Source organism: Aeromonas oralensis (assembly GCF_049665575.1).
In the GTDB taxonomy this organism is placed as follows: Bacteria; Pseudomonadota; Gammaproteobacteria; order Enterobacterales; family Aeromonadaceae; genus Aeromonas; species Aeromonas hydrophila.
Genome location: NZ_CP187186.1, coordinates 4,705,001 through 4,717,938, shown reverse-complemented (window position 1 = coordinate 4,717,938; position 12,938 = coordinate 4,705,001). Strand labels below are relative to the sequence as shown.

Annotated in this window: 10 protein-coding genes, 1 tRNA gene, 2 rRNA genes and 2 pseudogenes (1 of these 15 cut by a window edge); 2 read left to right on the top strand and 13 right to left on the bottom strand. The window is 59.8% G+C overall.

Annotated elements, in window-relative coordinates; translation table 11 throughout:
- The first annotated feature begins 2 nt into the window (after positions 1 to 2).
- Positions 3 to 2,195 (top strand): immunoglobulin-like domain-containing protein, encoded by a 2,193-nt coding sequence (locus ACPDZI_RS22125; RefSeq protein ID WP_318528691.1) that lies wholly within the window; start codon positions 3 to 5, stop codon positions 2,193 to 2,195.
- Positions 2,196 to 2,367: 172 nt separating this feature from the next.
- On the opposite strand, the gene hemB is transcribed toward ACPDZI_RS22125, so the two are convergent.
- The 10 genes and pseudogenes from hemB to ACPDZI_RS22075 form a co-directional block, all read right to left on the bottom strand.
- A complete protein-coding gene (hemB, locus tag ACPDZI_RS22120) occupies positions 2,368 to 3,384 on the bottom strand; it encodes a porphobilinogen synthase (protein ID WP_049045681.1) in 1,017 nt (338 codons plus the stop codon).
- A gap of 3 nt (positions 3,385 to 3,387) precedes the next feature.
- Positions 3,388 to 4,172: pseudogene (locus ACPDZI_RS22115) on the bottom strand (TatD family hydrolase).
- 111 nt (positions 4,173 to 4,283) lie between these two features.
- Complete coding sequence (gene tatC / locus ACPDZI_RS22110) at positions 4,284 to 5,039, bottom strand: twin-arginine translocase subunit TatC (RefSeq protein ID WP_011704121.1); 756 nt, start codon at positions 5,037 to 5,039, stop codon at positions 4,284 to 4,286.
- A complete protein-coding gene (gene tatB, locus ACPDZI_RS22105) occupies positions 5,036 to 5,500 on the bottom strand; it encodes a Sec-independent protein translocase protein TatB (protein ID WP_146061131.1) in 465 nt (154 codons plus the stop codon). The genes tatC and tatB overlap by 4 nt, the downstream gene beginning before the upstream one ends.
- A gap of 3 nt (positions 5,501 to 5,503) precedes the next feature.
- The gene (gene tatA / locus ACPDZI_RS22100; protein ID WP_076362821.1) at positions 5,504 to 5,752 is read right to left on the bottom strand and encodes a Sec-independent protein translocase subunit TatA; all 249 of its coding nucleotides are present in this window, start codon (positions 5,750 to 5,752) and stop codon (positions 5,504 to 5,506) included.
- Between the two features lie 40 nt (positions 5,753 to 5,792).
- The gene (gene ubiB, locus ACPDZI_RS22095) at positions 5,793 to 7,433 is read right to left on the bottom strand and encodes a ubiquinone biosynthesis regulatory protein kinase UbiB (RefSeq protein ID WP_202012691.1); all 1,641 of its coding nucleotides are present in this window, start codon (positions 7,431 to 7,433) and stop codon (positions 5,793 to 5,795) included.
- Entirely contained in the window at positions 7,433 to 8,041 is a 609-nt protein-coding gene (locus ACPDZI_RS22090; protein ID WP_202012692.1) for a ubiquinone biosynthesis accessory factor UbiJ, read from the bottom strand. The genes ubiB and ACPDZI_RS22090 overlap by 1 nt, the downstream gene beginning before the upstream one ends.
- An 8-nt stretch (positions 8,042 to 8,049) precedes the next feature.
- Positions 8,050 to 8,802: a bifunctional demethylmenaquinone methyltransferase/2-methoxy-6-polyprenyl-1,4-benzoquinol methylase UbiE gene (gene ubiE / locus ACPDZI_RS22085; RefSeq protein ID WP_011704116.1), complete on the bottom strand. Its 753-nt coding sequence runs from the start codon at positions 8,800 to 8,802 to the stop codon at positions 8,050 to 8,052.
- Between the two features lie 65 nt (positions 8,803 to 8,867).
- The gene (gene crcB / locus ACPDZI_RS22080) at positions 8,868 to 9,245 is read right to left on the bottom strand and encodes a fluoride efflux transporter CrcB (RefSeq protein ID WP_016348946.1); all 378 of its coding nucleotides are present in this window, start codon (positions 9,243 to 9,245) and stop codon (positions 8,868 to 8,870) included.
- Between the two features lie 87 nt (positions 9,246 to 9,332).
- Positions 9,333 to 10,599 (bottom strand): annotated as a pseudogene (locus tag ACPDZI_RS22075) (cytosine deaminase).
- Positions 10,600 to 10,692: 93 nt separating this feature from the next.
- On the opposite strand from ACPDZI_RS22075, the gene ACPDZI_RS22070 reads away from it, so the two are divergent.
- Positions 10,693 to 10,947 carry a hypothetical protein gene (locus tag ACPDZI_RS22070; protein ID WP_016348944.1) on the top strand — a complete coding sequence of 85 codons (255 nt, stop codon included), beginning with the start codon at positions 10,693 to 10,695 and terminating at the stop codon, positions 10,945 to 10,947.
- A gap of 49 nt (positions 10,948 to 10,996) precedes the next feature.
- Here the strand turns inward: ACPDZI_RS22070 and ACPDZI_RS22065 are convergent.
- The 3 genes from ACPDZI_RS22065 to ACPDZI_RS22055 form a co-directional block, all read right to left on the bottom strand.
- Positions 10,997 to 11,072 (bottom strand) — tRNA-Thr (locus ACPDZI_RS22065).
- A gap of 106 nt (positions 11,073 to 11,178) precedes the next feature.
- A 5S ribosomal RNA gene (rrf, locus tag ACPDZI_RS22060) occupies positions 11,179 to 11,293 on the bottom strand.
- A gap of 79 nt (positions 11,294 to 11,372) precedes the next feature.
- Positions 11,373 to 12,938: ribosomal RNA gene (locus ACPDZI_RS22055) — 23S ribosomal RNA — on the bottom strand (it continues 1,323 nt past the right edge of the window).

Here is a 12,938-nt window from a genome sequence, read left to right as displayed (position 1 = left end):
AGATGAACAAATTGAAGTTATCCCTGCTGGGCTGTCTGCTCGGCATGGGCGCCCCCATAGCGCAGGCCGCATCGGCCGGTCAGGCCATGGTCAATCCCCAATCCGGTGTCGTAGTGGGTTACTGGCACAACTGGTGCGGTGGCTCTGGCTATCAGGGCGGTACCGCTCCCTGCGTCAAGCTCGACCAGGTCAATCCGCAATACAACGTGGTCGATGTCTCTTTCATGAAGGTGTACGGCAGCGATCCCATCCCCACCTTCAAACTCGACCCGGCTACCGGCATGAGCGAGAGCCAGTTTATCGAGCAGATCGCCGAGCTCAACCGTCAGGGCCGCTCCGTGCTGCTGGCGCTGGGCGGTGCCGATGCCCATATCGAGCTGCGTACCGGTCAGGAGCAAGCCTTCGCCGACGAGATCATCCGTCTGGTGGAGACCTATGGCTTCGACGGTCTGGACATCGATCTGGAGCAGTCCGCCATCACTGCCGCCAACAACCAGACCGTGATCCCGGCAGCCCTGCGGCTGGTCAAGGATCACTACCGCGCCCAGGGTAAAAACTTCCTCATCACCATGGCGCCCGAGTTCCCCTACCTGACCGCCAGCGGGCTCTATACCCCCTATCTGCGGGCGCTGGAAGGCTACTACGACTGGATCAATCCCCAGTTCTACAACCAGGGTGGCGACGGTATCTGGATCGACGGGGTAGGCTGGATCGCCCAGAACAACGATGCCCTGAAAGAAGAGTTCATCTACTACATGGCGGACTCGCTGATCAACGGCAGCCGCGGCTACTACAAGATCCCCCACGACAAGCTGGTATTCGGCATTCCGACCAATATCGATGCGGCCGCCACCGGTTACGTCAAGAATCCGCAGGATCTCTTCGACGCCTTCAACCGCCTCAAGAGCCAGGGTCAGCCCCTGCGCGGCGTGATGACCTGGTCCATCAACTGGGACATGGGTCGTAACGCGGCCGGGCAGGCCTACAACGAAGCCTTCATCAAGAGCTACGGCCCCTTCATCCACGATCAGAACATCACCCCGCCGGACGAAAACGGCAAGCCGGTGTTCAGTGGCCTGAGCGATGCCCGCGTCAAGCACGGCACCCGCTTTGACCCGCTGGCCGGCGTCAGCGCCAGCGACAAGGAAGATGGCGATCTGACCGGTCAGATCCAGGTGGAAGGGAGCGTCGATACCCAGCGCATCGGTCTCTATCCCCTCACCTACAAGGTGAGCGATCGCGACAATAACGTCACCGAACAGGTGCGTACCGTCGAGGTCTACAGCATGAAGCCGGTCTTTACCGGTATTGCGGACACCACTATCGAGCTCGGTACGCCGTTCAACGCCATGGCCGGCGTCAGCGCCCACGATGAGGAAGATGGCGATCTGACCGCCAACATTCAGGTCAGCGGCAACGTCGACAGCAGCAAGGTCGGCCGCTACACCCTCACCTATCAGGTGAGCGACAGTGCCAACCAGCAGGTAACCCAGCTGCGCAACGTGACCGTCAGAGAGCAGGGTGCCATCTGTCAAAACAGCTGGGATGCCAAGAAGACCTACGTCAGCGGCGACATCGTCAGCCACAACGGCAAGAGCTGGCGCGCCGAGTGGTGGACCCAGAACGATGAGCCGGGCACTACCGGTGAGTGGGGCGTCTGGCGTCTGCAGGGAGACAGCGACTGCGATGGTGGCGAGAAGCCGCCGGTGATCGGCAGCAGCGACTTCACTGTCAGTGCTATGGGTTCCGACTACACCATAGTTAACGGTCAGGTCTCCATCCGCTTCAACATCACCACCGCCAACCCGGTGCAGATCTCTGCCACGCTGGAGCAGCACGGCCGCAGCTATGGCAACACTACCAGTCTGGTGAACGGCACCAGCGCGCTGGTTTTGCAGGGCAGCAATGTGACCAATGGTAGCTATGAAGTGGTGATCAACGGTCTGGCAGATGGCCAGCAGCCGGTGGTACAGCGCTTCCCGGTTGCGCTGACCGAACAGAGCAGCGGCGGTGGCGAGGGTGACTACCCGGCCTACGCCCCCAATACCAGCTATCAGGCCGGTGATCGGGTCAGCAATGCCGGTGGCAACTACGAGTGCAAACCCTGGCCCTACAGCGGCTGGTGTGGCGGCTCGACCAGCCACTATGCGCCGGGTACCGGCACAGCCTGGAGCGATGCCTGGATCAAGCTGTAATTAGCCGGTCATAAAAAAGGGAGCCGTTGGCTCCCTCAGCCACTATACATCAACCGCTACCGGCACTGCCTGGAGCGATGCCTGGATAAAGCTGTAATCAGCTATCAGTAACGAAAGAGGGGAGCCATCGGCTCCCCTCTTTTCTATCCGTTACACGCTCGGACACATCAGCTTAGCGGGCATCTTCCTTCAGCCACTGCGCCACGCGCTTGGCGAAGTAGGTGAGGATGCCGTCGGCACCGGCCCGCTTGAAGCAGAGCAGGGACTCCATGATGCTCTCTTTCTCCTTCAGCCAGCCGTTTTGAATGGCCGCCATGTGCATGGCGTACTCGCCGCTCACCTGATAGGCGAAGGTCGGCACGCCGAACTGATCCTTCACTTGGCGGATCACGTCCAGATAGGGCATGCCCGGCTTGACCATCACGCTGTCGGCCCCTTCCTGGATATCCAGTGCCACCTCGTGCAGGGCTTCATTGCTGTTGGCCGGATCCATCTGATAGGTGGCCTTGTTGCTCTTGCCGAGGTTGCCGGCAGAGCCCACCGCGTCGCGGAAGGGGCCGTAGTAGCAGGAGGCGTACTTGGCGGAGTAAGCCATGATCTGGGTGTTGATGAAGCCGTTCTCTTCCAGCGCCGCGCGGATGGCGCCGATGCGGCCATCCATCATGTCGGACGGTGCCACGATATCCACCCCGGCAGCGGCGTGGGAAAGAGCCTGCTTCACCAGGATCTCGGTGGTGATGTCGTTCAGCACATAGCCTTCGTCATCGATGATGCCGTCCTGACCATGGGTGGTGAACGGATCGAGCGCCACGTCGGTGATGACCCCCAGCTCCGGGAAGCTTGCCTTGAGGGCGCGCGTCGCCCGCTGGGCCAGCCCGTCCGGGTTGTAGGCCTCTTCCGCCAGCAGACTCTTCTGCTCCAGCGGGGTGACCGGGAACAGGGCGATGGCCGGCACGCCCAGCGCAACCAGCTCGGCAGCCTCTTTCAGCAGCAGATCGATGGAGAGCCTGTCCACTCCCGGCATGGAGGTGACGGCCTCACGACGGTTCTCCCCCTCCAGCACGAACACGGGATAGATGAGATCGTTGGCGGTCAGTACGTTCTCGCGCACCAGACGACGGCTGAAATCATGTTTGCGCACCCGGCGCAGACGGCGACCCGGAAAGGCGCCTGGAAGAGTTGTAGCCATGAATCACTCCTGAAGAGGAAGTTGGAAGAACGCGGCGGAGGTGGCCCGGGTGTGGGCCAGCAAGGCCTCGGGCGCTTCACCACGGCAGGCCGCCACCACCTGGGCGATGTGCGGCAAAAAAGCGGGTTCGTTGCGTTTTGGTCTGGGCTTCAGATCCCGCGGCACCAGATAGGGGGCATCGGTCTCGATCATCAGCCGGCGGCCGGAATGCGGGCCACCTGCTCGCGCAGCAACTGGCCACGACGCTCGTCGCACAGCCAGCCGGTCACCCCGATGTGCAGCCCCAACGCCAGACACTCGTCCAGCTCCTCGTCGGAGCCGGTGAAGCAGTGCAGCACGGCTCCCGGCAGCCTCGGCAACCAGGGACGCAGGATCTCGATGAAACGGGCGTGCGCATCGCGGCAGTGGAGAAACACCGGCATCCCGAGCTCGGCGGCCAGCGCCAGCTGGGCGTCGAATACCGCATCCTGCACCGGACGGGGGGAGAAGTCGCGATTGTAGTCGAGACCGCACTCGCCGATGGCCACCACTTGCGGCAAGGCTGCCAGCTCGCGCAGGGCGGGCAGGGTCGCCTCATCGACGCTCTTGGCGTCGTGGGGGTGGACCCCGGCGGTAGAGAAACAGTAACCCGGCCAGCGGGCGGCAAGGGTGGCGCTCTCGCGGCTGCCGACCAGATCGGTGCCGGTCAGGATCAGCGCCTCCACCCCGGCGGCGAGGGCGCGCGCCACCAGATCGGCCTGTTCATCGGCAAACTGGCTGCTGGTCAGGTTTACACCTATGTCGATCATGGGGTCAGCGGGTCCGAACAAAAGGAAGACATATCAGGTATTTGAAAACCATCTACTCAATGGGGCCTTACCATACGCCTCGAACGGGGGCATGAAAAGAGGAAGGGAGCCTCAGCTCCCCTCTTCAGTCTGTTCCTGCTTCTCTTCGCTCTCTTCTTTCACGTAGAAGCGGGCGAAGAACAGACCTATCTCCCACAAACCCCACATGGGGATCGCGAGCAGGGTCTGGGAAAAGACATCGGGCGGCGTCAACAGCATGCCGACCACGAACACCCCGACGATGACGTAGGGACGCTTCTCCCGCAGGCTCTTGGGACTGGTCACCCCGGTCCAGCAGAGCAGTATGGTGGCCACCGGAATTTCGAACGCCACCCCGAACGCGAAGAACAGGGTCAGCACGAAGTCCAGATAGCTGGCGATATCGGTCGCCACCGTCACCCCGGCGGGCGCGGTGCTGGTGAAGAAACCAAACACCAGCGGGAACACCACGTAGTAGGCGAACGCCATGCCGGCATAGAACAGCACGGCACTGGAGGCGACCAGCGGCATGATCAGGCGCCGTTCATGCTGGTACAGACCGGGAGCGATGAAGGCCCAGGCCTGATAGAGCAGATAGGGGATCGCCACGAAGAAGGAGACCACCAGGGTCAGCTTGATCGGCGTAAGGAAGGGGGTCGCCACATCCGTCGCTATCATGCTGGTCCCTTCCGGCAACTGACTCAGCAGTGGCTGGGCCACGAAGTCGTAGATGTTGTTGGAGAAGTAGATCAGCGCGATGAACACCAGCAGGATGGCCGAGATGGAGCGCAGCAGGCGCGTTCTCAGCTCGACCAGATGGCTGATCAGGGGTTGCTCGGCCTGACTCATGGCTTCACCTCCCCTTTTACTGCGGAGTCGCTGACTGGCACCGGCTCGCTCTCCCGCTGGCTGTTGACCGGCGGCACGTCGTAGCTCAGCTGCACAGCAGGCTCAACCGGCGTGGCAGGTTCAGCCTGAGCGACCGGTTCGGGACGTGGAGGACGGATCTCGTTCTCCCCCTGATAGGGGCGATTGACCGACTGTGCCGCCGCCTTGAGCTGCTCGATAGACTCCTGTAGCTCGGGGCTCAGGTTGTTCATCTGCAACTGTTCGGCCTTCTTCAGGTCGTTGTGCAGCTCTTGCAACTTGAGCTCCTGCTCCAGCTCGGACTTGACCGAGTTCGCGGTCGAACGAATGAGGCGGATCCAGTGGGCAGCCGTGCGGATGGCAACCGGCAGCCGCTCGGGCCCCAGTACCACCAGTGCTACCACACCGATAACGACCAGCTCCCAAAAACCGATATCGAACATGGCTTAGGCCTGGTCTTTGTCTTTCTGTTTGGCGGTCTCACTGCTCTGAGTGGCCGCTTCGTTCAGCTGTTTCGGGGGAAACTCAGCATCCTTCTGCTCGGACTTGGTCTCCGGCTCATCGGACAGCGCCTTCTTGAAACCTTTGACCGCGGCACCCAGATCACCACCGATACCGCGCAGTTTCTTGGTACCGAACAGCAGCACGACGATGACTGCGATGATCAACAATTGCCAAATACTGATACCACCCATGACTTTCTCTCCAGAGCTGGCGCCCACTGGCGCAGTTTGTTTAATGAGAACGGGTTCGCAACCAACCCAGCAGCCAGCATAACCCGGCGCCGGCGAGGCTGATTTGTCCCCACTCAATGTGTTGTTTTTGGGTCAGCAAGAATACACCGGCCAATAGCAGGCTGGCTCCAACCCCTAAGAGGTAGCGAGCCTGACCCTGGCGGCGACTGTGCCGGCGAAAATCGGCAAACATCTGGTCGAAGTGGCGCTGCTGATGACGGGTCTGGCGCAGGGTCTCGTAGACCAGCTCCGGCAGTTCCGGCAGCTTTTCGGCCCAGAATGGCGCCTTCTCCTTGATGGCATTCCACACCGCCTTGGGCCCCACCTGTTGGTACATCCAGTTCTCCAAGTAGGGCTTGGCGGTCTGCCACAAATCGAGCTGCGGGTAGAGCTGGCGACCCAGCCCCTCCACATAGAGCAGGGTCTTCTGCAGCAACACCAGCTGCGGCTGCACCTGCATGTTGAAGCGGCGCGCGGTGTTGAACAGGTTAAGCAACACGTGACCGAACGAGATCTCGGACAGCGGCTTCTCGAAGATGGGCTCCAGCACGGTGCGGATGGCGAACTCGAACTCGTCCACCTTGGTATCGGGCGGCACCCAGCCGGACTCCACGTGCAGCTCGGCCACCCGGCGGTAGTCACGGTTGAAGAAGGCGAGGAAATTCTCGGCCAGGTAGCGCTTGTCTTCCCGGTTGAGGGTGCCGACGATGCCGCAGTCGATGCCGATCCAGAGCGGATTCTCCGGATGTTCGTAGGAGACGAAGATGTTGCCCGGGTGCATGTCGGCGTGGAAGAAGCTGTCGCGGAACACCTGGGTGAAGAACACCTCCACCCCGCGCTCGGCCAGCAGCTTCATGTTGGTGCCGTTGGCCTCCAGCGCGGCAATGTCGGAGACCGGAATGCCGTAGATCCGCTCCATCACCAGCACCTGCTCACGGCAGTGCTCGGTGAACACCTCGGGCACGTAGAGCGCCTCGGAGCCGGTGAAGTTGCGGCGCAGCTGGATGGCGTTGGCCGCCTCGCGCATCAGGTTGAGCTCGTCGAGGATGGTCTTGCGATACTCTTCCACCACCTCGATGGGGCGCAGTCGTCCGCTTTGGGGCACGAAACGGGCCACCAGACGGGCCAGCGCCTGCATCAGCCGCAGATCGGCCTCGATGACCGGCTCGATATCGGGACGGATCACCTTGATGACGATCTCGCGGCCGTTTTCCTTCAGCCGGGCGGTATGCACCTGGGCGATGGAGGCCGACGCCAGCGGCGTCTCGTCGAAATCGTCAAACAGGGTCTCAATGGTGCAGCCCAGGCTCGCCTCGATCTGGCGGCGGGCTGCCTGACCACAGAAGGGAGGCACCCTGTCCTGCAGCAGTGCCAGCTCCTCGGCGATGTCCGGCGGCAGCAGATCGCGCCGGGTGGAGAGCATCTGGCCAAACTTGATGAAGATGGGGCCGAGCGCCTCGAAGGCGAGCCGGATGCGGGCACCGCGGTTCAGCCCCTGACGTTTGTTCTTGAGCCAGAACAGGCTGCGACGGGCCAACCGGCCGGGCCAGGGCTGATAATGGGCGGGCACCAGCTCGTCGATGCCCTGCTCCAGCAGGATGCTGATGATGCGATAGAGGCGTTTGAACTCCTTCAGGGTCATCAGGCTACCTGCTGCTCGAAGCGGGCCAACCGCAGCTCGACCGCTTTCATCTGCTGGGCCAGCAACTCGACATCGTCGTTGAAGCTGGCCACTTCCAGCGGACCCGGCGCAAGCCGGATCTCTTCGGTCAGGTATTCGGCCAGCTGGCGCTGGCTACGGCACAATTCACGCCCCAAGAACCGGCGTGCCTGACTGGCACCGCGCAGCAGGGTGTGGGCCAGCACATCGCCGGTATAACGGGACAGCTCCTCTTCCCAGTCGATATTCAGCTCGCCCAGCAACACGCTGAACGCCTGCACCAGCTGAGGGTCGCCGCTCAGATCCAGCTTCTCCTCGCGGATGTAGCGGGTCAGGGCGGAGGGGTCCTTGAGCAGGCCGAGCGCGGTCAGGGAGAGGCTCAGCACCGCATCAGCCTCCCCTTCGAATTTGGCCAGCACATCCAGCCGGCGCTCGGAGAAGACAAACCAGAGTGGCTTGAGCTCGCGCAGCTCCAGCTTGAGTACCTTGCCCGTCAATTTGCGCAGCCGCTCCGGACTCTGCTTGTCGAGTCGCAGCAGCTGGTTGAGGCTGGTTTCGATCAGCGCGGTAACCATGGCATCCATCGGCATAGGCGACCTTAAAACTTGTAACCGCGGTGCAGGGCGACCACGCCCTGGGTCAGGTTGTAGAACTCAACCTGTTCGAAACCGACATTCTCCATCATGCCCGCCAGGGTCTGCTGATCCGGGTGCATGCGGATCGATTCCGCCAGGTATTTGTAACTTTCGCTGTCGTTCGCGACGATTTCGCCCATTTTAGGCAGCAGTTTGAAGGAGTAGAGATCGTACAGCTTGGCGATCACTTCGCTGACCGGCTTGGAGAACTCCAGCACCAGCAGGCGGCCACCCGGCTTGAGCACCCGGAACATGGAGGCGAGCGCCTTGTCCTTGTCGGTGACGTTGCGCAGGCCGAAACCGATGGTGATGACGTCGAAATGGTTGTCAGGGAACGGGAGCGCCTCGGCATTCGCCTGCACGTAGGAGACGTTGTTGGCCACCCCCAGATTGCGCAGCTTGTCGCGGCCCACCTTGAGCATGGAGTCGTTGATATCCGCCAGCACCACCTGGCCGGTCTCGCCGACGATGCGGGAGAACTTGGCGGTCAGATCGCCGGTACCACCGGCCAGATCCAGCACCTTCTGACCCTTGCGCACGCCGGAGCAGTCGATGGTGAAGCGCTTCCACAGGCGGTGGATGCCGAACGACATCAGATCGTTCATCAGATCATACTTGGCTGCCACCGAATGGAAGACGCCGGCGACCAGGGTTTCCTTCTCGGTCGAGGCCACGGTTTTAAAGCCAAAATGCGTTGTCGTAGTCTGTTCTGACATCCCTTAAACACCCATAGAGCAAAGAATGGCCGCCAGTTTACCAGAGCCAATGGCGTGCGGACACCTTAAACCCGGCTGGCGACCAACTGCATCCCCAGCACTACCATGGCCAGACAGAGAAACAGGTTGAGGCCGATATTGAGGGCGGCTTTCAGATAGGCTCCCTGCTGGGCCAGTACCACTGTATCCAGCGCGAAGGAGGAGAAAGTGGTCAGGGCACCGAGGATGCCGACCATCAGCAGCGGCTTCAGCGGGTGCTCCACCACATGACCATGGCTGATCAGCGCAAAGGCAATGCCCATGATGAAGGAGCCGACCACGTTGACCATCAGGGTGCCATAGGGGAAATGGCGTCCCAGCAACAGCGCCATCAGTTCGGCGATACCAAAGCGCAGGCAGGCGCCGATGGCCCCGCCGGCGGCAACATATAACCAGGTTTGCATGAGATCACGCCTCCATAGTATCGGGCCGACATTATGCAAAATGTCGGGCCTGGGGGACAGCAGGGCAATTAATCGACATCACCCGCATCAGCGGCGAAAGTCGACCGGCTCGACCTGATCCAGATGAATCGAGGTGCGGGATGGACTGGTTTGCGCAACCACCCGGCCACCGCGAATGGAGTAACGCACCGGCACTTGGCGGCGCACCGCATCAAAGCCGCTCTCGGCGGGCAGGATCAGCAGGTTGGCCGGTTTGCCCACCTCGATGCCATAGCGATCCTGCACGTTCAGGGTGCGCGCGCTGTGGCAGCCGATCAGCTTGGGGCTGTCGTTGATCTGCTCGTAACCCATGATCTGGCAGACATGCAGCCCCATGTGCAGCACCTGCAGCATGTTGGCGGTGCCCATGGGATACCAGGGATCGAACACGTCGTCATGGCCGAAACAGACATTGATGTTCGCTTCCAGCATCTCCTTCACCCGGGTGATGCCGCGACGCTTGGGATAGCTGTCGAAGCGCCCCTGCAGGTGGATGTTCACCAGCGGGTTGGCGACGAAGTTGATGTCCGCCATCTTCAGCAGCCGGAACAGGCGGGATGCATAGGCGCCGTTATAGGAGTGCATCGCGGTGGTGTGGCTGGCGGTGACTCTATGGCCCATGCCCCGCTCGTAGGCCAGGGTCGCCAGCGTCTCGATGAAGCGGGACTGTTCGTCATCGATCTCGTCACAGTGCACATCCACCAGAACCTGATACTTCTCGGCCAGATCGAACACATAGTGCAGACTTTCGACCCCATATTCCCGAGTGAACTCGAAATGGGGGATGGCGCCTATCACATCGGCGCCCAACCTGAGCGCCTCTTCAAGCAGCGCCTTGCCGTTAGGGTAGGAGAGGATCCCCTCCTGCGGGAAGGCGACGATCTGCAGCTCCACCCACTCCTTCATCTCCTCCCTCACCTCCAGCATCGCCTTCAGGGCGACCAGATTGGGATCGGAGACATCCACGTGGGTGCGGACGAACTGGATGCCGTTGGCGATCTGCCACTTCAACGTCTGGATGGCCCGCTGCTTCACATCCTCGTGGGTCAGCAGTGCCTTGCGCTCAGCCCAGCGTTCAATCCCCTCGAACAGGGTGCCGGAGAGGTTCCAGCTCGGTTCACCGGCCCGTCTGGGTGGTATCAAGATGGATGTGAGGCTCGACAAAGGGGGCGATGGCGAGCCCCTCCTCACCATCAAGCTCATGGGCTGCGAGCAGAGGGGTGCTCATGGGTTCGATGGCACTGATCTGGCCATCCTGGCAGAGGATCTGCCACATCCCCTCCCTGCCGACCAGACGCAGGTTCTTTATCAGCATGTTTTTGCTTCCTTTTTTCAAACACCAACGGCTTTTTCAATCCACAACTTAGCTTGGATCAATTTGATAGAAAAGCGTTCATATTGAATACATATGAGACTGTTACTATTGATAAACAGCAACAATAAAAGGGAGTTGATTGGGATGAAAGCAGGATTGACCGAGATCGGCAGTGCAGGCTTGTTTCACGAGTATCTGCAGACACTGGGTATCAACAAGCCACCGTTGACGTCGATCGACAAGCAGTGGGAATACACTCGCAATGAACGACTGGTGGCAGCCATTCAGATAGAAGCCTCCGGACAGGCTCGGTTCTATCTCGATGCCAGGCAGATTTCGGTAAACTGAGAAAAGCGGATACAAAAAAGCCTCCCGATTGGGAGGCTTTAATATTTAATGGTGCTGATACCCAGAGTCGAACTGGGGACCTCATCCTTACCAAGGATGCGCTCTACCAACTGAGCCATATCAGCACACTAACCGGTAAAGACCGCACTGTGTGCGCTATCTAAATCTTCTGTCCAACACAACCTGACGTTGTATCGCGACCAACCACATCGCTGTGATTGCTTAATTGATGCCTGGCAGTGTCCTACTCTCGCATGGCGAATGCCACACTACCATCGGCGCTACCGCGTTTCACTTCTGAGTTCGGCATGGGTTCAGGTGGTTCCACGGCGCTATGGCCGCCAGGCAAATTCTTCAATCTGAGAAAGCTGATGTAAGTAATTCGTTCATTCGCTACAAGGCCAGAAACACTTCTTGGGTGTTGTATGGTTAAGCCTCACGGGTAATTAGTATGGGTTAGCTCAACGTATCACTACGCTTACACACCCCACCTATCAACGTTGTGGTCTCCAACGGCCCTTTAGGACCCTCAAGGGGTCAGGGATGACTCATCTCAGGGCTCGCTTCCCGCTTAGATGCTTTCAGCGGTTATCGATTCCGAACTTAGCTACCGGGCAGTGCCACTGGCGTGACAACCCGAACACCAGAGGTTCGTTCACTCCGGTCCTCTCGTACTAGGAGCAACTCCCTTCAATCATCCAACGCCCACGGCAGATAGGGACCGAACTGTCTCACGACGTTCTGAACCCAGCTCGCGTACCACTTTAAATGGCGAACAGCCATACCCTTGGGACCGACTTCAGCCCCAGGATGTGATGAGCCGACATCGAGGTGCCAAACACCGCCGTCGATATGAACTCTTGGGCGGTATCAGCCTGTTATCCCCGGAGTACCTTTTATCCGTTGAGCGATGGCCCTTCCATTCAGAACCACCGGATCACTATGACCTACTTTCGTACCTGCTCGACCTGTCCGTCTCGCAGTTAAGCTGGCTTATGCCATTGCACTAACCTCCTGATGTCCGACCAGGATTAGCCAACCTTCGTGCTCCTCCGTTACTCTTTGGGAGGAGACCGCCCCAGTCAAACTACCCACCAGGCACTGTCCGCGACCCGGATTCACGGGCCTGCGTTAGAACATCAAACATACAAGGGTGGTATTTCAAGGACGGCTCCAGCGCAACTGGCGTCACGCCTTCAAAGCCTCCCACCTATCCTACACATGTAGGTTCAATGTTCAGTGCCAAGCTGTAGTAAAGGTTCACGGGGTCTTTCCGTCTAGCCGCGGGTACACCGCATCTTCACGGCGAATTCGATTTCACTGAGTCTCGGGTGGAGACAGCATGGCCATGGTTACACCATTCGTGCAGGTCGGAACTTACCCGACAAGGAATTTCGCTACCTTAGGACCGTTATAGTTACGGCCGCCGTTTACCGGGGCTTCGATCAAGAGCTTCGCTTGCGCTAACCCCATCAATTAACCTTCCGGCACCGGGCAGGTGTCACACCCTATACGTCCACTTTCGTGTTTGCAGAGTGCTGTGTTTTTGATAAACAGTCCCAGCCATCTGGTCACTGCGACTCCCAACTGCTCCATCCGCAAGGGACTTCACTGTCAAGAGCGAACCTTCTCCCGAAGTTACGGTTCTATTTTGCCTAGTTCCTTCACCCGAGTTCTCTCAAGCGCCTTGGTATTCTCTACCCGACCACCTGTGTCGGTTTGGGGTACGATGACTTGTAATCTGAAGCTTAGAGGCTTTTCCTGGAAGCAGGGCATCAATGGCTTCCGCACCGTAGTGCGTTCGTCTCGTGTCTCAGTGTTGTGTCTCCGGATTTGCCTAGAAACACCACCTACGCACTTTCACCAGGACAACCGTCGCCTGGCCCACCTAGCCTTCTCCGTCCCCCCATCGCAATTACAAGTCGTGCAGGAATATTAACCTGCTTCCCATCGACTACGCCTTTCGGCCTCGCCTTAGGGGTCGACTCACC

Coding starts and splice junctions, on each gene's coding strand:
- tatC (WP_011704121.1), bottom strand. CDS start 5,039: ATGAGTCAGGCCGAGCAACCCCTGATCAGCCATCTGGTCGAGCTGAGA.
- hemB (WP_049045681.1), bottom strand. CDS start 3,384: ATGGCTACAACTCTTCCAGGCGCCTTTCCGGGTCGCCGTCTGCGCCGG.
- tatA (WP_076362821.1), bottom strand. CDS start 5,752: ATGGGTGGTATCAGTATTTGGCAATTGTTGATCATCGCAGTCATCGTC.
- ACPDZI_RS22070 (WP_016348944.1), top strand. CDS start 10,693: ATGAGACTGTTACTATTGATAAACAGCAACAATAAAAGGGAGTTGATT.
- ubiB (WP_202012691.1), bottom strand. CDS start 7,433: ATGACCCTGAAGGAGTTCAAACGCCTCTATCGCATCATCAGCATCCTG.
- ACPDZI_RS22090 (WP_202012692.1), bottom strand. CDS start 8,041: ATGCCGATGGATGCCATGGTTACCGCGCTGATCGAAACCAGCCTCAAC.
- tatB (WP_146061131.1), bottom strand. CDS start 5,500: ATGTTCGATATCGGTTTTTGGGAGCTGGTCGTTATCGGTGTGGTAGCA.
- ACPDZI_RS22125 (WP_318528691.1), top strand. CDS start 3: ATGAACAAATTGAAGTTATCCCTGCTGGGCTGTCTGCTCGGCATGGGC.
- ubiE (WP_011704116.1), bottom strand. CDS start 8,802: ATGTCAGAACAGACTACGACAACGCATTTTGGCTTTAAAACCGTGGCC.
- crcB (WP_016348946.1), bottom strand. CDS start 9,245: ATGCAAACCTGGTTATATGTTGCCGCCGGCGGGGCCATCGGCGCCTGC.